The organism is Aliiroseovarius marinus (genome assembly GCF_050881025.1).
Taxonomy (GTDB): Bacteria; Pseudomonadota; Alphaproteobacteria; order Rhodobacterales; family Rhodobacteraceae; genus Aliiroseovarius; species Aliiroseovarius marinus_A.
The window spans coordinates 1042470-1061496 of the sequence record NZ_JBNNXQ010000001.1 but is presented as its reverse complement, the minus strand read 5'-3'; the positions used below and the strand labels follow the sequence as shown (position 1 = coordinate 1061496).

The 19027-nt window shown below is 60.7% G+C and carries 18 protein-coding genes; 8 read left to right on the top strand and 10 right to left on the bottom strand.

Annotated elements, in window-relative coordinates; translation table 11 throughout:
* Nucleotides 1-42 precede the first annotated feature (42 nt).
* Genes ACRY08_RS05030 through ACRY08_RS05020 form a run of 3 tightly spaced genes read left to right on the top strand, consistent with a single transcriptional unit; the run spans nucleotide 43 to nucleotide 3304 of the window.
* Nucleotides 43-930, top strand: a complete 888-nt coding sequence (locus ACRY08_RS05030; RefSeq protein WP_432448751.1) for a formate dehydrogenase accessory sulfurtransferase FdhD — start codon at nucleotides 43-45, stop codon at nucleotides 928-930.
* Nucleotides 927-1547, top strand: a complete 621-nt coding sequence (gene mobA / locus ACRY08_RS05025) for a molybdenum cofactor guanylyltransferase MobA (protein WP_432448750.1) — start codon at nucleotides 927-929, stop codon at nucleotides 1545-1547. Before ACRY08_RS05030 ends, mobA begins: the two co-directional genes overlap by 4 nt.
* Entirely contained in the window at nucleotides 1544-3304 is a 1761-nt protein-coding gene (locus ACRY08_RS05020; RefSeq protein WP_432448749.1) for a bifunctional molybdopterin-guanine dinucleotide biosynthesis adaptor protein MobB/molybdopterin molybdotransferase MoeA, read from the top strand. Before mobA ends, ACRY08_RS05020 begins: the two co-directional genes overlap by 4 nt.
* Here ACRY08_RS05020 and smpB read toward each other — a convergent pair whose 3' ends face one another.
* Genes smpB through dapA form a run of 3 tightly spaced genes read right to left on the bottom strand, consistent with a single transcriptional unit; the run spans nucleotide 3305 to nucleotide 5189 of the window.
* Nucleotides 3305-3787 carry an SsrA-binding protein SmpB gene (gene smpB / locus ACRY08_RS05015; protein WP_432448748.1) on the bottom strand — a complete coding sequence of 161 codons (483 nt, stop codon included), beginning with the start codon at nucleotides 3785-3787 and terminating at the stop codon, nucleotides 3305-3307.
* A gap of 41 nt (nucleotides 3788-3828) precedes the next feature.
* A complete protein-coding gene (gene tsaA, locus ACRY08_RS05010; RefSeq protein WP_432448747.1) occupies nucleotides 3829-4314 on the bottom strand; it encodes a tRNA (N6-threonylcarbamoyladenosine(37)-N6)-methyltransferase TrmO in 486 nt (161 codons plus the stop codon).
* A complete protein-coding gene (dapA, locus tag ACRY08_RS05005) occupies nucleotides 4314-5189 on the bottom strand; it encodes a 4-hydroxy-tetrahydrodipicolinate synthase (RefSeq protein ID WP_432448746.1) in 876 nt (291 codons plus the stop codon). Before dapA ends, tsaA begins: the two co-directional genes overlap by 1 nt.
* A 144-nt stretch (nucleotides 5190-5333) precedes the next feature.
* Here dapA and ACRY08_RS05000 point away from each other — a divergent pair, with 144 nt between their 5' ends.
* Complete coding sequence (locus ACRY08_RS05000) at nucleotides 5334-7295, top strand: lytic transglycosylase domain-containing protein (RefSeq protein WP_432448745.1); 1962 nt, start codon at nucleotides 5334-5336, stop codon at nucleotides 7293-7295.
* Here ACRY08_RS05000 and ACRY08_RS04995 read toward each other — a convergent pair.
* Nucleotides 7285-8148 carry a DMT family transporter gene (locus ACRY08_RS04995; protein ID WP_432448744.1) on the bottom strand — a complete coding sequence of 288 codons (864 nt, stop codon included), beginning with the start codon at nucleotides 8146-8148 and terminating at the stop codon, nucleotides 7285-7287. The genes ACRY08_RS05000 and ACRY08_RS04995 overlap by 11 nt on opposite strands.
* Before the next feature lie 120 nt (nucleotides 8149-8268).
* Nucleotides 8269-8958, bottom strand: a complete 690-nt coding sequence (gene mnmD, locus ACRY08_RS04990) for a tRNA (5-methylaminomethyl-2-thiouridine)(34)-methyltransferase MnmD (protein ID WP_432448743.1) — start codon at nucleotides 8956-8958, stop codon at nucleotides 8269-8271.
* A gap of 56 nt (nucleotides 8959-9014) precedes the next feature.
* On the opposite strand from mnmD, the gene ACRY08_RS04985 reads away from it, so the two are divergent.
* Nucleotides 9015-10055: an NAD(P)/FAD-dependent oxidoreductase gene (locus ACRY08_RS04985; protein ID WP_432448742.1), complete on the top strand. Its 1041-nt coding sequence runs from the start codon at nucleotides 9015-9017 to the stop codon at nucleotides 10053-10055.
* Nucleotides 10056-10062: 7 nt separating this feature from the next.
* Here ACRY08_RS04985 and ACRY08_RS04980 read toward each other — a convergent pair whose 3' ends face one another.
* On the bottom strand, nucleotides 10063-10602 hold the full coding sequence (locus ACRY08_RS04980) for an NADPH-dependent FMN reductase (protein ID WP_432448741.1): 540 nt from the start codon (nucleotides 10600-10602) through the stop codon (nucleotides 10063-10065).
* A 75-nt stretch (nucleotides 10603-10677) separates the two neighbouring features.
* Here ACRY08_RS04980 and ACRY08_RS04975 point away from each other — a divergent pair, with 75 nt between their 5' ends.
* The gene (locus ACRY08_RS04975; protein WP_432448740.1) at nucleotides 10678-12333 is read left to right on the top strand and encodes a thiamine pyrophosphate-binding protein; all 1656 of its coding nucleotides are present in this window, start codon (nucleotides 10678-10680) and stop codon (nucleotides 12331-12333) included.
* 20 nt (nucleotides 12334-12353) lie between these two features.
* On the opposite strand, the gene ACRY08_RS04970 is transcribed toward ACRY08_RS04975, so the two are convergent.
* From ACRY08_RS04970 to ACRY08_RS04960, 3 genes are all read right to left on the bottom strand, one after another.
* The gene (locus ACRY08_RS04970) at nucleotides 12354-12665 is read right to left on the bottom strand and encodes a hypothetical protein (protein WP_432448739.1); all 312 of its coding nucleotides are present in this window, start codon (nucleotides 12663-12665) and stop codon (nucleotides 12354-12356) included.
* 22 nt (nucleotides 12666-12687) lie between these two features.
* A complete protein-coding gene (gene cobO, locus ACRY08_RS04965; RefSeq protein WP_432448738.1) occupies nucleotides 12688-13296 on the bottom strand; it encodes a cob(I)yrinic acid a,c-diamide adenosyltransferase in 609 nt (202 codons plus the stop codon).
* Between the two features lie 113 nt (nucleotides 13297-13409).
* Entirely contained in the window at nucleotides 13410-14615 is a 1206-nt protein-coding gene (locus tag ACRY08_RS04960) for a TsoY family (seleno)protein (RefSeq protein ID WP_432448737.1), read from the bottom strand.
* A 160-nt stretch (nucleotides 14616-14775) separates the two neighbouring features.
* On the opposite strand from ACRY08_RS04960, the gene ACRY08_RS04955 reads away from it, so the two are divergent.
* On the top strand, nucleotides 14776-15087 hold the full coding sequence (locus ACRY08_RS04955) for a hypothetical protein (protein WP_432448736.1): 312 nt from the start codon (nucleotides 14776-14778) through the stop codon (nucleotides 15085-15087).
* 19 nt (nucleotides 15088-15106) lie between these two features.
* Here ACRY08_RS04955 and cobN read toward each other — a convergent pair whose 3' ends face one another.
* Nucleotides 15107-18799 carry a cobaltochelatase subunit CobN gene (cobN, locus tag ACRY08_RS04950; protein WP_432448735.1) on the bottom strand — a complete coding sequence of 1231 codons (3693 nt, stop codon included), beginning with the start codon at nucleotides 18797-18799 and terminating at the stop codon, nucleotides 15107-15109.
* A gap of 62 nt (nucleotides 18800-18861) precedes the next feature.
* On the opposite strand from cobN, the gene ACRY08_RS04945 reads away from it, so the two are divergent.
* Entirely contained in the window at nucleotides 18862-19026 is a 165-nt protein-coding gene (locus ACRY08_RS04945) for a hypothetical protein (protein ID WP_432448734.1), read from the top strand.
* Nucleotide 19027: the final 1 nt, after the last annotated feature.

The following is a 19027-nucleotide window of genomic DNA, read 5'->3' as shown; positions in this document are numbered from 1 at the left end:
AATCCTAAATTACCCTCAACGCTTACGGCGTCGACGCAGGAGTTGCAATTGTCCACCGCCCCTGATCTTTCCAAATACCTGATCGCGCCCGACCCCAGCGCGGCGCGGTTGACACGTGCTGTGACAGGCCATGACGAAACCGGTCAACCCGTCACGATAAACGTGGTCGAAGAACGCCCCCTGACCATTTTCCTGAACCGGCGCGAGATCGTCACCGCCATGACCATCGGCGACTATCCCGAGTATCTGGCGTTGGGTTTCTTGCGCAATCAGGGCATGCTGTCCGCCGCAGACACGATCACGGGCGTCGAGTATGAAGACGACATCGACACAGTGGTGGTGCGCACCGCCACGGAAACGGATTTCGAAGACAAGCTGGCGCGCAAGACGCGCACATCCGGCTGTGCCGTTGGCACCGTGTTCGGGGACATGATGGAAGGTCTGGACGGGCTGCAACTGCCATCAACAACCGTCAAAACATCATGGCTCTATGCGCTATCCAACAAGATAAACCGCACCCCGTCGCTCTACCTGGAAGCCGGCGCAATTCACGGCACCGTCCTGTGTCACCAAGACCGCCCTCTGGTCTATATGGAGGATGTCGGGCGCCACAATGCGGTCGACAAAGTGGCCGGCTGGATGCTGTCTGAAAATGTGTCCGGCACGGATAAAATCCTGTACACCACGGGGCGGCTGACCTCGGAAATGGTGATCAAGACCGCGCAGATGGGCATTCCCGCGTTGGTGTCGCGCTCTGGCTTTACGGCTTGGGGCGTCGAAATCGCGCAAGAGGTGGGCCTGACCTTGATCGGGCGCATGCGCGGGCAGCGGTTTACCTGTCTGTCCGGCGAAAACCGCCTGATCCGCGATATGGACCCCGCCCATGTGGCCCGTGAAAGCGGCAAGCACCAACGCAAGGCAGGCAAATGACGCGCCCGGCAGGCATCATTCTGGCCGGAGGTCTCGCCACGCGTATGGGCGGTGGGGATAAGGGGCGCCTGCCTCTGGGTGACGGCACGCTTCTGTCTCATGTGACCCAGCGCCTTGCCCCACAAGTCGCCGCCATCGCACTGAACGCCAATGGCGACCCCGCTCGATTTGCAGACACTGGGCTGCCCGTTTTGCCCGACAGTATTGACGGCTATGCTGGCCCGCTTGCAGGGGTATTGGCAGGCATGGACTGGGCCGCGCAAACAGGGGCGACACATGTCGTTTCCGCCGCCGCCGACACACCGTTTTTTCCACATGACCTTGTTGACCGGCTGATGATCGCGGCCCAACGCGAAGGCACGCCGATTGCGCTGGCCGCCACGCTTGACCCACAGCGCGGGGCATTGCGCCAACCCACCTTTGGCCTCTGGCCCGTTGCGCTGCGCGACGACCTGCGCGCCGCCCTGAACGACGGGCTGCGCAAAGTGGTGCTATGGACAGACAAACACGGCGCGGCGCTGGCCAGTTTCCCGGCCACACCCCATGATCCGTTTTTCAATGTGAACACACCAGATGACCTGACCCGCGCCGAGACCCTGTTGGAGGCGGCTTCATGAAGGTTTTTGGTGTCACCGGATGGAAAAATAACGGGAAAACCGGTTTGATGGAGCGCCTGATCGCGCATTTCACAGCGCAGGGACTACGGGTTTCGACGCTGAAACACACCCATCACGGGGTCGATCTGGAACAACCGGGTACAGATACGCACCGACACCGCGTTGCTGGCGCGAAAGAAGTGGTGCTGGTCTCTTCGTCCCGCATCGCCACGCTGCACGAACTTCGAAACGACCCTGAACCACAGCTGGCCGCACTGATTGAGGGGCTTGAACCCTGCGACCTCGTGCTTGTCGAAGGTTTCAAATCCGCGCCCCACCCGAAAATCGAAGCCCATCGCGCCGCCACCGGCGAGGCTTTGCTCGCCACCACGAACGACACCATTCGCGCCGTGGCCAGTGACGAGGCTCTGCCCGATCTGAACCTGCCCGTATTCAATCTGGATGACACGCAAGCCATTGCCACGTTCATTGCAGAAACCACGGGCCTTGCCCCACGCAAGTCCAACGGCCTGAAAAACGATTGTTTCGCGCTGCCACCGGGCGTGCACTGGACGCCGGTCGACGAGGCACTGGAGACGCTGAAATCCCGCCTTGCCCCGGTGGTCGGAACGGAAGCCATTCCAACAGCGCAATCGCGTGGCCGTATCCTTGCCACAGATCATATGGCCGCAAGGTCGAACCCACCCGGCGCGAATTCGGCGGTGGATGGCTATGCCTTTGCCTATGCGGACCTGCCAAAGGGCGACGTGATCACGCTGCCACTTGTTGCCGAGCGCGCAGCTGCTGGGGACCCGTTCACCGGCAACGTGCCGAAGGGCCATGCGATCCGCATCCTGACCGGTGCGCTTCTGCCGCAGGGTGTTGATACCGTGGTCTTGCAAGAGGACGTGCAGGTCGAGGGCGCGCAGCTGCGGTTTCCCGCAGGTGTGAAGCCCGGCGCCAATGCCCGCGCGGCGGGCGAGGATGTGGCTGCCGGGAAACTTGCACTGCCCATGGGGCACAAGATGCGCGCACCTGATGTTGCGCTCCTCTCGGCGCTTGGTCTGGCACGGGCGCAGGTCTTCAATCGCCTGCGCGTGGGCGTTTTGTCCACGGGTGACGAGCTGACGGAACCGGGTAGCACGCTGGATACTGCCCGCACATACGACGCCAACCGCCCAATGCTGCTGTCTTTGGTGCAAGGCTGGGGCTACGACCCCGTTGACCTTGGCCATGTGGCTGACAACCGCGACGCGCTGCGACGCGCCTTTGACGATGCCGCCAACCAAGCCGACGTCATCCTGACCTCTGGCGGCGCCTCGGCGGGCGACGAAGACCACGTGTCTGCTTTGCTGGAAGAAACCGGATCGCTGCACCATTGGCGCATCGCGATCAAACCGGGGCGCCCGCTGGCCTTGGCCCAATGGAACGGCACACCGGTTTTCGGCCTGCCCGGCAACCCTGTGGCCGCATTGGTCACCACGCTGATCTTCGCACGCCCGGCCTTTTCGGTTCTCGCCGGTGGACCATGGTTGTCCCCCATGGCATTCACCCTGCCCGCGGCGTTCAAGAAATCAAAGAAAGCAGGCCGCCGCGAGTACCTGCGCGCACGTGTAAACGAAGACGGTCAGGTGGACGTGTTCAAATCCGAGGGTTCCGGTCGCATCTCTGGTCTGAGCTGGGCCACGGGGCTCGTGGAGCTCCCAGACGAGGCGATGGACATCACACCGGGCACGCCCGTTCGGTTCCTGCCTTATGAAGGTTTCGGGATTACCTGATCAATCGCCGTGCCGCAGCAGACGCTGCTTTTGGCGACCCCAATCACGCTTGGCTTCAGTCGCACGCTTGTCATGGGCTTTCTTACCCTTGGCGATGCCCACTTTCACCTTCACCAGACCCTTGTGATTGAAATACATGACCAGCGGCACAAGGGTCATGCCCTTGCGGCTGGTGGCATTCCACATCTTGGAAATCTCACGTTTCGAGGCCAGCAACTTGCGTTTGCGCCGTTCCAGATGGCCCCATGTGACCGCCTGTTTATACGGCGCGATATAGGCGTTGGTCAGGTAAAGCTCGCCATCTTCCACGGCGACATAGCTTTCTGCAATATTCGATCCACCCTGACGCAGCGATTTCACCTCGGACCCCATCAGGACGACACCACATTCGATATCTTCCTCGATCGCATAATCATAGCGCGCGCGCCGATTGTCAGCGATCACCTTGTAGTTGGTCTCTTCTTTTGACTTTGCCTTGGCCATGAGCCGGATGTAGGGCCTGCGCCGCGAACTGTCCAGACTGCTCAGCCAACCGGTGCGTCAATCGTGGCAATCCATGGCTTCAGATCCACCACCGGGGTCCCGTCAAAACAGTCCAAAGCATCAATGCCTATGACGCCCGCCTCTAACTCCAGGGACAAAATTTCGACCGTGCTCATCGCAATCGGATTGGGCCGATTGGGGGAGCGCAGCGAAAACACCCCGCGTGGCGCATCTGCATGGCGCGGGGTTTGCACGATCAAATCGCGCCGCGCCTGATCCATCCAATAAAGCACGATGATGTGCTGACCGACTGTGAAATCTTTGATGCCGGGCTGGTAGCCATCCGCCAGCTCGATCAAAAAACTCCCGCCCTCTTCGGCGACCCGTTTTCGCGCGCCTGCCACATTTCCCGGCGCGTCCCCCGGTTGCCACGGCGTGCGGATACGCCCGATGAATGCCACAGATGGCCCATCGCTATCGGCAGGATCGAAGGCGAGAGTTTGCTCGCCTTCGCGCCGTTCTGTCATCAGTTGATCAGCCCTGCGTGACGCATGGCAGCGTCGATTGCAGCCTTGGTGTCATCCGTGATCTCGGTCAACGGGCTGCGCACCTCGGTGCCGCAACGACCCAGCTTGGACAGGCCGTACTTAGCGCCGCAAAGACCCGGCTCCATGAAGATCGCCTGATGCAAAGGCATCAGCTTATCGGCAACCTGAAGCGCCTTGCCGAAATCACCTGCCAGCGTTGCCGCCTGCATCTGGGCACAGAGGCGCGGGGCCACGTTGGCCGTAACCGAGATACAGCCCACGCCACCTTGGGCGTTGAAACCGTGCGCGGTGGCGTCTTCACCTGACAGCTGCACGAAATCCGCGCCACAGGTCATACGCTGAAAGCTGACACGCGCCAGATCGCCCGTCGCGTCTTTCACGCCCACGATATTCTTGTGCTTGGCCAGCACGCCCATGGTTTCAGGTGTCATATCGACGACCGAACGGCCCGGAATGTTGTAGATCACGATGGGCAGGTCAACAGCGTTGGCCAGCGCTTCATAATGCGCAATCAGCCCGCGCTGGGTCGGCTTGTTGTAATAGGGCGTGACCACCAGACCGGCGGCGGCCCCAACACGCTTGGCATGCTCCATGAAGCGCAGCGATTCGGCGGTGTTATTTGACCCGGCGCCTGCAATCACTGGCACGCGACCAGCAGCGGCGTCGACCACGGCTTCGATCACCGCCTCATGCTCTTCATGAGTCAAAGTGGGGCTTTCGCCGGTGGTTCCCACGGGCACCAGACCCGAAGAGCCTTCTTCGATCTGCCACTCTACAAGGTGTTTGAGCGCGTCGAAATCCACTGCACCGTCCTTGAACGGCGTAACCAGGGCAGGAAGAGATCCTTTGAACATGACACGCTCCATTTTGTCTGTGTTTCCAATACATCCGCGAACAGGCGCTGAATCGCCCCGCAAACGCGGCGGAAACTAGCCGGGTTCATCGCAAATGCCAAGTTTGTGTGTTGCGTGTTAGCGCCACAAAGTTAGGTTTCGCCTATGAACAGGATCAAATTGAGCCATTTGCGCGCCGTTGCAGTCGCGCTGTCGCTTGCCGTGTCGTCCATATCCGGGGCCGTCGCGCAGGATGCCGGCGCTGTTGCGGCCTTCAAATCGGCCATCGAACAAGCCCGCGCGGGGGACTGGGATGGCGCACGGGCAGAGGTGGCCAAAGGCGGCGACCTTGCCTCGGACATCCTTGAGTGGCACCGGCTAAGGGAAGCCAAAGGCAGCTTTTCCGACACGCGCGCGTTCCTGTCTCGCCGCCCGGACTGGCCCGGCCTGAAGCTGCTGCGCAAACGATCCGAAGATACGATCCCGCACAGCCATACCCCGGCAGAGGTGCTGGGCTTTTTCGAAACCCAGCCGCCCCAGACCGGCACCGGCGCACTGCGTCTGGCAGAGGCATTGACGGCCACCGGCAAAGCAGAAGAGGCCCGCGCGCAGATCATTCTGGCTTGGTTGTCCATGACAATGGACAGCGAAGAAGAGGCGGCGTTTCTGTCGCGATATGGCGAGACGCTAAAGCCCTATCACTGGGACCGGCTGGATGGGCTTTTGTGGCGCGGCGCAACCCGTGGCGCGACGCGACTGTTGCCATTGGTCAGCGCTGATCAGCAAAAACTGGCAACTGCCCGCATTGCGTTGCGCCGCAAGCAAAACGGGGTCGATGCCCTGATCAGCGCGGTGCCGTCGAGTCTTTCGAACGATCCCGGCCTTGCCTACGAACGGTTCTTGTGGCGCGCCTCGAAAGGGCGCAATCAGGACGCGGTTGATGTGCTTTTGGCGCGCTCTGAAAACGCGCAGACCCTTGGCGAGCCCGATCGGTGGGCAAGCTGGCGCCGGGTTCTGGCACGTTGGTCCATGCGCGAAGGCAAATCCGAACAAGCTTATCGACTTGCCGCGTTTCACCATCTGGACGGAGGCGCCGACCGCAACGATCTGGAATGGCTGGCGGGCTATATTGCCCTGCGCAAACTCAAAGACCCGGTCACAGCCGAAGAGCACTTCCAGACCTTTCGACTGGGTGTCGACACACCGATCAGTCTGGGTCGCGCAGGCTATTGGCAGGGCCGCGCCCATGAGGCTGCGGGCGATCAGGTTGCCGCCCAGGCCGCCTACGCGTTTGGGGCCGAATACCAGACCAGCTTCTATGGGCTTCTGGCGGCAGAAAAAGCAGGCCTTGCGATGGACCCGCGCCTGACCGGATCAGAACCTTTTCCTGATGTCACAGGCGCCTCGTTCTGGGGCGGCTCGGTGATGGAAGCCGCGCGTCTTTTGCAAGCCGCCGGAGAGCTCTATTGGGCCGAACGCTTCGCCGTGCATCTGGCCGAGCGCCTGACGCGTGAAGAACTGGGGCAGTTGGGCGCATGGGCCGAAAGCGTGAATGAACCACATCTTCAGGTCATGATCGCCAAGCAAGCGGCGCGTCAGGGCCATACGATCGCACGGCCCTATTTCCCCACGCCCGACATTGGCCGGGGCAACCGCACTGTGCCCCGCGCACTGGAGCTTGCCATTGCCCGGCGTGAAAGCGAATTTGACCCCTCGGTCGTCTCGGGCGTGGGCGCGCGCGGTTTGATGCAGCTCATGCCGGGCACCGCCTCTGACATGGCAAAGCGGTTGGAGATGGAATACTCCAAGGCGCGCCTGACCGAAGACCCGGCCTATAACACGCGATTGGGGTCAGAATATCTGGCCAAGCTGATCGAGGATTTCGATGGCAACCCGGTGCTGATCTCTGTGGGGTACAATGCTGGCCCCGGTCGGTCGCGCAGCTGGACCAAGCGATTTGGAGACGTGCGTGCGCCGTCGACGGATATCATTGATTGGATCGAGCACATCCCGTTTCGCGAAACCCGCAACTACGTGATGCGCGTCACCGAAAGCCTGCCTGTCTATCGCGCGCGACTGACAGGCAAAGTGGAGCCATTGCGCCTGTCAAACGAGCTTAAGAAATAGCGCGGCGACTGCGGATCAGGGTGAAGATACCCGCCGACACGACGATGACAGCCCCAATCACCACGTTGCTGTGCAAGGTCTCGCCAAAGACCAGGACGCCGATGAAGCTGACAAAGACGAGCTGCAGATAGGCGAAGGGCTGCACGGTGCTGGCCTCGGCGAATTCGTAGCATTTGATCAAGAGCCAATGCCCCAGCACACCTGTGCAACACAGCAGCGCCATCCACGCCCAATCGCCTTGAGACATGGGCTGCCAGAACCATACCCCAATCGCTGTCATGACAACGGCGCCTATCACGCCGGTCCAGAAGAAGCTGGTCTGGGTGCTGTCCGTTTTGGCCGCCAACCGGGTCATCAGCCCGTAGACCGCGAACATCGCAGCCCCGACGAGCGGAATGATGGCATAGGGGGAAAACACCCCGGATCCCGGCTGCAGGATGATCAGGATGCCGATGAACCCGATTCCGATCGCCGCCCAGCGCCGCCAGCCTACATGCTCGCCCAGCACCGGCCCGGACAGGGCGGCAACCATCAGCGGGTAGACCGCAAAAATCGCGTGGCTTTCAACAAGCCCCAGCAGGGTGAAGGAAATCACGGTCACGCAGATTTCCAATGCAAGCAGCGCCCCTCGAGAGATTTGCAGCCAAAGTCGCACGGGACGCAGCGCTTGTGACAGGCCACCATTGCGACGGGTGATCCAGATGACGAACGCCGCAAAGAACCAATAGCGGATCATCACCACCATCCAGACGTTGTATTCCCCGCCCAGATGGCGCGAAATCCCGTCCTGCATCGCAAAGACGAAGGTGGTGGCCACCATCAGCCAAATGCCGATCTGATTATTGCGCTCCATTGCGTCCCTTCAAAGCGTTTCGTGAAAACTTGACTTCAAGTTTGTCGCGAAACGCCCACAACACTGATATCTCTCTCTGCGTTTCGGCTTTGTCCTGTCTCAGGCCAAAACCAAAACGCTTTAGGGTCGCAATTGACCACGGCTCATATGCCGTTTGCGCCCGTATCCAGGAACACGTTCCACGTCGAAACCGGCGGCGTCTAGGGCACGACGGACAAAACCAGCAGCAGTATATGTCGCAAACGTGCCATCGGGCGCGGTATGCGCGCCAACCGCACCCATCAAAGCCTCGCCCCACAGTTCGGGGTTCTTGGCGGGCGAGAAGCCGTCAAGGAACCACGCATCCGCTTTGCCGTCCCAAACGGCAAGTGTTTCGCGGGCATCGCCTTCGACCACCTCAACCGTGAACCCGTCCAGATCAAACCGTCGCGCGCCCTCGTTCCATGCCGTCAGGAAGGGACCCGCAACGGCATGCGCCTCTGGAAAGGCTTGCAACGCGCGCTCGATGTCCGAAGCCTCCATCGGAAAGGCCTCGAACGAGGTGAAACGAACACCTGCAGGCGATCCCGCGTCGCGCCACGCAAGGAACGCAGCCAGCATGTTCAGCCCGGTGCCAAAGCCAAGCTCGGCGATATGAAAATCGGGCAGGAAACGTGCTGGCAGGTCATTGCCATCGATGAAAACATGGCGCGTCTCGGACAACCCGTCTTCCAGCGAGAAATACGGGTCGTCAAACCGATCCGCCACCGGCACGCCGCTGTCTTTCCACGTGATGCTGGCTGTTGCCGTCACTGTCTGGCGCTTTGTCATGATCTGCCCTAGAACGCTTGTCGAAACCCGCGCGACCATGAAGAAGGAATGCCCCGATGGCAATCGCTGATGTGACAGTCTACGGCGCAGGTGTTTTCGGCCTTTCCGTTGCATGGAGCTGCGCCAAACGCGGTGCCAAGGTACAGGTTATTGATCCGAACGGGCCGGGATCTGGGTCATCCGGCGGGCTGGTCGGCGCGCTGGCCCCGCATGTGCCGGAACGCTGGAACACCAAGAAAGCCTTTCAGTTCGACAGTCTTATCATGGCGGAAAGCTATTGGGCCGATGTGGAAGCCGTGTCAGGCCTATCGCCGGGTTATGCCCGCAGCGGGCGTTTGCAACCCATCGCGGATGACCGGTTGCTTGATCTTGCCAGAGCACGCGCGACCGAAGCCGCCACGCTGTGGCAGGGCAAGGCAGTCTGGCAGGTGCGACCTACGTCAGATTTCCCCGATTGGGCGCCCACCAGCCCGACAGACTTTCTGATCCACGACACGCTGACTGCCCGGATGAGCCCTCGTCGGGCGGGCGCCGCACTGGTTGCCGCCATCAAGGCCAAGGGCGGTGAAATCGTGACAGACGGCACGCCCCAAGGGACCGAAGTCTGGGCCACGGGCTGGCGCGGGTTGATTGACCTATCGGATCAACTGGGCAAACCCGTTGGAAACGGGGTGAAAGGGCAAAGTGCTCTGCTGGATTTCGACGCGCGCCACATGCCGCAGCTTTTCGCAGACGCCGTGCACATCATCCCACATGCGGATGGCACAGTGGCCATCGGGTCCACCAGCGAACGCGAATTTGAAGACCCCTCCAGCTGTGACGCAGCATTGGAAGAGGTGATCACCCGCGCCCGCGCCGCCTGTCCCGTACTGGCAGATGCGCCGGTGATTGAACGCTGGGCCGGCGTGCGCCCGCGCGCCAAATCCCGTGCGCCGATGTTGGGGCAACATCCCACCCGAAATGGTGCCTTTATCGCCAATGGCGGCTTTAAAATCGGCTTTGGCATGGCTCCGCGTGTCGGTGAGTTGATGGCCGATCTGGTGCTGGATGGGTGTGACGAAATTCCGGAAGATTTCCGGGTCGAAGCCAGCCTGTAAGTGGCCCTTAAGCGACCTCCGCCCGCAACTTCGCCATCAACTTGGCAAGATTGGCCTCGTAGCGATCATTGACCAGCACCCCATCCGCATCAAACTCAGATGCACTGCCGGCAACGGCTACCTCTGGCCCGATGATCAGCTTGGGCTGAAACGGGGTCATTGCCGACACCAGAGACACCTGCGCCCGATCCCCGCCCGCGCGGCCAGCAGCGGCTGACATGACGGCCACGGGCTTGCCCGGCCATGGATTGTCTTTCACCCGACTGACCCAATCCAAAGCGTTTTTCAACACGCCCGACAGCATCTTGTTGTACTCAGGCGTCGATATGATCACGGCATCTGCAGCGGCGATCTGTTCCGCCAGACGCGCGACCTTGGTTGGCACGCCCTTAGCGGCCTCCACATCACCGTCGTAAAGCGGCAGGTTCAGATCGGCCTCGGTGAAATCAGCGTCTCCATAAAGCCGTGCGGCATTGCGCAAAAGAAACCGGTTCGTTGCGTCTTTACGCAGGGAACCGGACATGCCAAGCAATTGGTGTTTGGACAAAGTGACCTCCGTGTTCACGTTCGCCTGATTTGGGCGCAGCGCATGCCAGAGGTCAAGACAAAGCGGAGAGCAGCCATGCGCCACGGCGGACAAATTCTGGTGGATCACCTAAAGACCGAGCGCGTGTCGCGCGTCTTCTCCGTGCCGGGGGAAAGCTTTCTGGCCGCGCTGGATGGGCTTTACGACAGCGGGATCGATAACATCGTTTGCCGCCAGGAAGGTGGGGCCGCGATGATGGCCGAGGCACATGGCAAACTGACAGGCACACCGGGCGTTTGTTTCGTCACGCGTGGGCCGGGGGCGACCAATGCGTCGGCAGGTATTCACGTGGCCATGCAAGATGCAACGCCGATGGTGGTATTCGTCGGTCAGATCGCGCGGGCGCACCGGGACCGGGGTGCGTTTCAGGAAGTCGACTACCGCGCCTTTTTCGGGCCACTTGCAAAATGGGCCTGTGAAGTGGATCAGGTCGAACGCCTGCCGGAATACCTTGCCCGCGCCTTCCATGTGGCACGCACCGGGCGGCCGGGACCCGTTGTGGTCGCCCTGCCCGAAGACATGCTGAGCAGCATGGCAGATGCGCCTGATCGCCCCGCCCTGCCCGCCACAAAGGGCCACGTAGGCCGGGCGGACGCAGATGCCATCATGGCCGCGATCACGACCTCAGCGCGTCCGCTTTTGATCGCGGGCGGGCCGGGATGGACGGCTGAAGCGGGCGCTGCGCTGATGGATTTCGCCGTCACCAATGCCCTTCCCGTCGCCACCGCCTTCCGCCGTCAGGACTATGTGGACAATCGCCACCCGAACTATATCGGAGACCTCGGTCTTGGCATTAACCCGGCGCTGAAGACCATATTTGACGAGGCCGACACCTTGGTGGTTCTGGGCAGCCGTCTGGGCGACATTGTAACCGGCAGCTACGAGATGCTGGACCCGGCCACCACCGGCAAGCAGATCGTGCATGTCTATCCCTGCGCCGAAGAGTTGGGGCGCGTCTATCATGCGGATCAGACCGTGGTGGCGACCGGCCCCTCGGCGATTGCGGCGATCAGTGAACTGCCCCCGCTGACCGCGACACCGTGGGCCGATTGGACGCAGCAGGGACGCGCAGCCTATGACGCGTTTCAAACTCCGGTCGAAACCCCCGGCCCGATCAAGTTGGAACGCATCATGCACGAACTTTCGGGAACGCTGCCGGACGATACAATCATGACCAACGGCGCCGGGAACTACGCCACATGGCTGCACCGGTATTTCCGCTTCAAGGAATATGGGACACAGCTGGCGCCGACCTCAGGCTCGATGGGTTATGGCTTCCCGGCAGCCGTGGCTGCCAGCCTGCAGCACCCCGACCGCACCGTCATTGCATGGCTTGGGGACGGCGAGTTTCAGATGACCCTGAACGAGATGTCGACCGCCATTCAACACGGCGCCAAACCCATCGCCATCATCGTGAATAACGGGCGTTACGGGACGATCCGCATGCATCAGGAAAAGACCTATCCCGCACGTGTATCGGGCACGGCCCTTGTGAACCCGGATTTTGCCGATCTCGCACGCGCCTATGGCGGGCATGGGGAAACAGTCACGAAGACCGATGACTTCAACGCGGCGTTCAAGCGCGCAAAAGCCTCGGGGAAACTGGCGGTGATCGAACTGGTCGTTGACGAACAGGTGGCCACACCGGGGCTGACACTGGATCAGTTGCGTGCGCAGGGGGAAGCGGGCTGATCCCCGCCCCCTACGCAGCTTCAGCCCTTGGGCATCTCCATCAGCTCGGCCAGATGGATCGTACCCATCTGGATAAAGCTGTTTTCACTGGCAATCGCCAACGCCGTGTCCGCGTCGGGTGCGTTGATCACGCAAAACCCCATCATCGGCTGTTTGAAGCCTTCGCGATGGCCATCGCCATCCACGGTCCATTGCGCCTTGAAGGGCGTTTCGGGCATCTCGAACACATCCGCATATTTGGCGATCCACGCCTTATAGGCGGCCTGCATCTCGGCCTTCTTGCCATCAGGCACATCCGTCGGCTCGTGATACGCCATGTAAAACTTCGGCATCGTTTCTCCTCCCGTTTCGGGATCAGTATTCGACCCCAATTTGCGCCTTGATGCCCGACCGGAACGGGTGCTTCACCAATTCCATCTCAGTCACCAGATCGGCAATCTCGATCAGGTCATCCGAGGCGTTGCGCCCGGTCAGAACCACATGGGTCATGTCGGGCTTTTCTTCGACCAGAAACTTCACCACCTCGTTGATATCGACATAGTCGTAACGAATGGCGATGTTGATCTCATCCAAAAGCACCATCTTGTTGGACGGATCACGGATCAGCTCTTTTGATTTCTCCCATGCAGCCTGCGCCATTTCGATGTCGCGCGTGCGGTCCTGGGTTTCCCATGTAAAACCCTCGCCCATGGTGTAGAACTCGCAGATATCTGAAAATTTGGCGTTGATCAGATCACGCTCGCCACAATCCATACCGCCTTTGATGAACTGCACCACGGCGCATTTCATATCAGCGGCAATACAGCGAAAGATCATCCCGAAGGCGGCCGAGCTTTTGCCCTTACCCTTGCCCGTGTGCACGATGACCAGACCCTTTTTATCGGTCTTCGTCGCCATGATCTTGTCACGGGCGGCTTTCTTCTTGGCCATCTTGGTGGCGTGGCGGTCGGGATCTACGGTCATTCTTGCCTCACTTTGAAATGTCGTTCCACTGTGAAAGCACTGCACCTCAGATGCAAGAGCGGGCGCCCCGGTTTTCCGAAACGCCCGCTTGTTATTTTCCGAAGGACCTTCGTTTATTCAGCCGGTACAGCCGCCGTCTGTGAGCGCGAGAAGTGCTGTTTGTTCAGGCGCAAAACCAAGGCGATCATGGCAAACTGGAAAGCAATCGCGATGGCGGAAATCACCCAGTACATGAGCGAGAATTTGTCGACCACACCCGCTTTCACCAGTCCTGAATTCAGGAAAAAGTGCAAGAGAACCGACAGGGCAACTCCGGGGCAAACCAGTGCGTAGGACCCCGGCGATGTTTCATTGCCAAAGACAAAGCTCTTCCAATAGCCGATGCGCGACAAGACGGTCAGGCCCAAGAGGCCGAACAGGACCTGAATGGCGATCAAGCGAGCCAGAAACACCATGGTTTCAGCCGCGGACCCGTGCACATCAAAGGTCGCATGCAACCCGTGGTTCTGACGCATAAACATGATGCCCAGAATGGTCATCAGTGGGATGACGATCATCAGCGTGGGGGCTGCTTCTTTGGCCGTGCCGTAGTGCAACATCGAGTTGAACGCCGTGAACAGCGCCAGCGCCGCATAAACAATCGCGGCCATACCGAAGAAAGTCGACCCAACAAGCGAGATGCCAACCACGATGGTATTGCTGCTCATCGCAGCGGGGGCAGCAAATCCAACGGCAACCATCGACAGGGCAAAGGCCGGCAGCATTTGCGCGAAACTGTTGTGAGCGGTCACGTCGAACACGCCGCCTTTGGACAGAACGCGCCCCAGAAAATCACCGATCAAGCTCAGCGCCAGGATACCGATGGCCAGGAAGGCGGCCATGGCGAAGGGGAAGAGATACTCAACAATCGACCAAAGCCCTGGCACAAAAACCAGACCCGCAACGAAAAGCCCGTTTACGCTCATGGCAAGTGCCAGAGGCATCGCAAGGATTGTCGTTTCCGCATTGGAGTTTTTCAGCGCGGTGTAGGCATCGGTTTTCCGGAAGGCCGAGAAGCTCTTCAGGTTCCATGTCAGGTATTTCAGGTTCAGAAACACCATCGCCGCGATGCCGGCCCAGGCCACGGCAATGGCAGCTTTCAGCCCGAATGACCCGGCTGTGAAGGCGGCCATGATGTCTTCAAAGACCGGCACTGGCTGGCCCGGGTGTTTCACCCAGAACATCAGATACATGAAGAAGGTGACCGACAGGCCACCAGCCCCAACCGAGGCGAGAAAGTAGAGCGGCGAATACTTATCCGCAGGACGTGAGGTTTGCATTGGATCTCTCCATTCATATTCATTTTCCTGAATATGTATAGTTGTGAATGCAACGGTTGGCAACCCGTGCTGCCTGACCAAGTTGTCGCAGGACATGCAGGGGTGGGTTTACCTTTCATTAACCAAGGCAGGGCACAGTGGAATTGTAGGAGATCACGCAATGCGCCCCATCCAGTTCCTTGTAATGTCTGGCATATTTATGCTGACAGGCTGTGACAGCCCCAGCCCGCAATTCATGCATCCCGACACGGCGACGCGTCAGGTCACCGTAGACGGGTCAACTTTTTCTGTGCATCAACGCGAAAACTGGGTCGAAGTGTATCGCACCAATTTCGAACTCACACCACGCGGGTCAGTGATTCTTGCGCGCGCGCATCAAGCCATTGAACAAGCCACAGGCTGCATGGTGGTCGAAGGCACGCTATCTGGCGATCAAGCCATTCAGCGCGCCGAAATCGACTGCGGCACTTAAACTAAATACTCCGCCTGGGTCAGACCATCTGCTCCAACATCGCCCGCGCAGAGTTTGACCGGGGCGTCCATAGCCCACGCTCAATCGCTTCGCGCAAACGCTCGGCAATCTCTTTCAGCGCCGGGTCGTTGTGTTCTTCGATAAAATCTCGCGTCGCTTCGTCTTCGATGAAAGCCCCATAGACCAGATCGAAATGATGGCTACGCACCGCGCCGGTGGTGGCGGCAAAGGCGAACATATAGTCGACCGTTGCGGCAATCTCGAACGCGCCTTTATAGCCGTGACGCTTGACACCCTCGATCCATTTCGGGTTCACGACGCGCGAGCGCACGACGCGCCCAATCTCGTCTTCCAGCGTACGGATCACCGGGCGTTCCGGGCGCGAATGATCGTTGTGATAGATCGGCCGGTCGCGGCCCTGAAGGGTCGACACCGCCGCAGCTGCCCCACCTTCGAACTGGTAATAGTCATCACTGTCCAAAAGGTCGTGTTCGCGGTTGTCCTGGTTCTGCACAATGGCCTCAACCTGTCCCAAACGGGCCTCGAACCCGGCTCGGTCGCGCATGCCTTCATGGCCCGCGCCATAGGCATAGCCGCCCCATTCCAGATAGGCCTCAGCCAGATCAGCCTTGTCGGCCCAGAGCCGTTCGTCGATCATCGCCTGAAGTCCCGCGCCATAGGCACCGGGTTTCGATCCATAGACCCGTGATGCACCCTCGCCCGCCCGCACGCGCGCTGCAGCGGGGTTCACATCGTCGGGTTCATCCAGTGCCTGAACCGCCCGCGCCGCACTATCGACCAAGGCGATCAACTGCGGGAAGGCGTCGCGGAAAAAGCCCGAAATACGCAATGTGACATCCACGCGCGGACGGCCCAGCGCGCTGGCCGGGATTACCTCGAACCCGGTCACGCGGCGGTTGGCGCTGTCCCATTTGGGCTTCACCCCCATCAGCGCCAGAGCTTGCGCGATGTCGTCCCCACCCGTGCGCATGTTTGCCGTGCCCCAGGCCGTGACCAGCATCGTGCGCGGCCAATCGCCATGGGTTTGCAGATGCTTGTCGATCAAGAGGCTGGCTGATTTCCAACCCAGCGCCCAAGCCGTTGGCGTCGGCACCGCGCGACTGTCGACCGAGAAGAAATTGCGCCCGGTCGGCAGCACATCCAGCCGCCCTCGGGTCGGGGCGCCGGATGGCGCAGGGGCGACGAACTGCCCGGTCAGGGCGGTGAGGAGCCCCTCCCCCTCATCCGGTCCGCAGGCCCGGACAGATGGCAAAACCTTCGCGTGATAGGCGTCCAAAACGGGCTTGGTCGCAGCGAACACATCCGGCACGTCATCCCACGCCACCGCCGCTTGCGCCAGCAGCTCCAGCCGTTCAACCGTGTCGCCATTGCTGCGCCAGTTGCCCGCCTCGATTGCTTCCAGCACCTCGTGGCGCGGGCCTTCGTATTTAGGCGCCATATCGCAGTCGAGCGGATCAATATCCACGCCGCAATCCATGGCCAAAGCCCGGATCAGGGACGCATCGCCCCCTTCCCCTTGCCCACGCGGCACGCGGACCAGTGCAATGCCAAGGTCGCGCTCCAGATCGCCCGTTGGCGACTGCCCAAACACATGCAGCCCGTCGCGGATCTGCGCTTCTTTCAGATCGCACAAATAGGCGTCGAGCTTGGCCAGATCGCTGTCCTCATCCTCGCCCTTCATGCCGACATCAGCGTCCAGCCCTGTGGCTTGGGTCAGTGTCAGAATTTCACGACGCAGATGTTCGATGCGGCGTGGATCAACGCCCGCCGCTTCGTAGTATTCGTCAACCAAAGCTTCGAGATCACGCAACGGTCCATAGGTCTCGGCCCGTGTCAGCGGCGGCGTCAGGTGATCAATGATCACCGCCTGCGCGCGCCGCTTGGCCTGCGTGCCTTCACCGGGATCGTTCACAATGAACGGATAGACATGGGGCATCGGCCCCATCACGGCCTCGGGCCAGCAGGTTTCGGACAGGGCGACGGCCTTACCCGGCAGCCATTCAAGGTTTCCGTGTTTGCCCATATGCACCAGCGCATGCGCGCCGAACGTGTGACGCAGCCAGAAGTAGAAGGCCAGATAGTTGTGTGGTGGCACAAGGTCGGGCGAGTGGTAGGTGTCGGTCGGGTCGATGTTGTAGCCGCGCGCGGGCTGCACGCCGACAACTGCATTGCCATAGGTCAGGATCGACAGCGAAAAGAAGCCATCAGCAAAGAACGGATCATCCTCTGGTGCACCCCAGCGGCTCTCCAGCGCCTCGCGCATCTCCCACGGCAGCATGTCGTAGTGGCGGCGATAAACATCGAGCGACAGGCGTTCGCCACCCACGCGCTCGGCCCGGTCGGTCAGCCAGTTGGTCGGCCCCGCCATGACGGCCTGCATCAAGGCGTCGCTGTCCTCTGGCGCATCAGAAATTGCATAGCCCTGACCCGCCAACAGCCCCAGCGCATGCACCACGGCAGCTGGCGTATCCAAGCCCACCCCATTGGCAAGCCGGCCATCCTTGTTGGGATAGTTCGCCATGATCAGTGCGACCTTCCGATCGCCTGTCTCAGCCCGACGCAGACCCGCCCAATTGGCAGCCAGTTCCGCGACAAACTGCACCCGATCACCGCGCGCCTGATAGGTGGCGATGGGGCATTCGGTGGCTTCGTCAAAAAACGCCTCGCCTTTGAAGGAAATTGCACGAGACAGGATGCGCCCATCCACCTCGGGCAGCGCCACGTTCATCGCGATATCTCGGGCAGAAAGGCCGGTCAGGCCCTCGGCCCAAACCTCCTCGCTCGACCCGGCCAGAACCACCTGAAAGACCGGTGCGGCGTTGCACCAAGGCGCTTCAAAGGGGTTCGAGGCCCCTTTGGACGCCTCGCCTTCGTATGGTGATCCAACCGCGAAAGACGTGCAGTTCAGGATCACATCGGGCGCGGCTTCGGCAAACAGGCTTTCCAGCGTCGCGACGGATACCGGGTCTTTCAATGATGCCACAAAGATGGGCAGCGGGTTCAACCCCTGTCTGAGCAGCGTTTTCACCAGACGGTTGATCGGGTTCAGCCCCGCGCCCTGCACCAACGCGCGATAAAAGACGACAGGCACAACGGGGGCGCCCTCGGTCCATGCCTCTTGCGCGGCGGACAGATCAGCGACGCCAGCACCCGGCCAATAGACACCCGCACGCAGCAAAGGCCGCGCGGCTTCGGGCTTGTCGCCGCCGTCCATCATCGCCTTGGTGTAGTTCAGGAACCCAACCGCGTTCTCTGGCCCACCTTCAACCAGATAGGCCCAAAGCGCATCGTAATCCTCGTCCGAGACGGTCGAGAGCGCGCGCAGTTCCGCATCCGGCTTGTCGTCCCCCGGCAACAGCGCCAAGGGCACACCCGCCTCGCGCAAATGCGCCGCATATTGCTCGGCCCCGTATTTCCAGTAGCCGACGCCGCCCAAAACGCGGGCCACCACCAGCCGGGATTTGGCGGCGCAATTGTCGATATGCAGATCGACCGACATCGGGTGCGCCAGATGCATCATATTGGCCAGACGCAATCCCGGCGCATCTGCCATTTCAGCGCGCGCCTGTGACAGGCCCGCCAATTCCGTATCTGCGGCCGAAATGAACACCAGATCCGAGGGCGTCTGCCCCAGATCCACCGGTTCTTTCCCGTCATCAATGCTGCCCGGAGTGGCTGCCAGAAGATGCATGTCGCGTCCCTTGCGTTAAGGTGTTATGGACCGGCCAAATATGACCTGATCAGGGTGGACCCATGGATTACAAAGCTGCCGGCGCGCCGAAACCCGCCAAGGGCAAACCACGCCATTCCGAGCACAACGCACGCGGAACCGAGAAGAACCCGCTGAACCGCAAGGATGACAAGGCCGCGTTGCTGGCCCGGATGAAAGCTGCCGCCGCGAAGGGCAAGAAAGCGTAAA